The organism is Morganella sp. B601 (genome assembly GCF_051172335.1).
In the GTDB taxonomy this organism is placed as follows: Bacteria; Pseudomonadota; Gammaproteobacteria; order Enterobacterales; family Enterobacteriaceae; genus Morganella; species Morganella morganii.
In genome coordinates, this window is the sequence record NZ_JBPIZE010000021.1 from 1 (window position 1) to 774 (window position 774).

Genomic DNA, 774 nt, shown 5'->3' on the forward strand with positions numbered 1-774 from the left:
GCTATCTGAATGATGCGGAACTGCGTTTGAAGGCCATCACAACCCCTTCCCTCAGAACCACATGTGCCCTGCCTCTATGCCTGACTCCCACTTCAATTTCTATTTTCACATTCTTTCGTCCACGAGGAATAACCGCATGAGCTGATCCCATAACACTCTGTCCTGACCACTGAGAAGTTGCCTGCTGACCAACTCCATCCACACGTATACTAAACCGCAGTTCTCCCGATACCGGACGCGGATTGCTGCCGGAATTATCTTCAATAATGGCAGTTATCGAAGGAAGTACTAACGTCATATCATAAAGCATTCCCCCTGCGTAAGTAATTACAGACGTTGCCGTAGTCCAGCCTCCCCCGCCACCATGTGTATTTTGTGCGGATGCCTGCGGGTACGAAGCGGCAACCGCAACATCCCCGACCAGTCTCTCCGCATATACCGTCCCCGTAAAACGACCGTCCACACCGTCCAGGGTCCCTCTGAACACTCCATTGTTAAATTCTGCATTTCCGGTCTGCGCATTCAGAAAATACCCGTTCCGGCCTGTTTCATAATTCACTGATCTGATGTGGTTACCGACCAGTAACTTATCAATTGTTGCCTGGCTGATTAGCGCATCGTTAAAAAATGCCTGGCCGTTCTGAATAACAAAAGGGGTTACTACTTTCCCGTTCAGTGACGATATCACTGCAAAATTTTGAGCATTAACAAGAAACTGACTGTTTCCCTGAGCATTAAACCCCAGTCCGATACCTGTAATGACCTTATTCCCTT

General features: G+C 48.3%; 1 protein-coding gene. It reads right to left on the reverse strand.

What is annotated here, in order from left to right; all coding sequences use genetic code 11:
• Position 1 precedes the first annotated feature (1 nt).
• Positions 2–774, reverse strand: a 773-nt coding sequence (locus ACSBQN_RS19265; RefSeq protein WP_434991811.1) for a phage tail tip fiber protein, incomplete at its 5' end; no start/stop codon positions are given.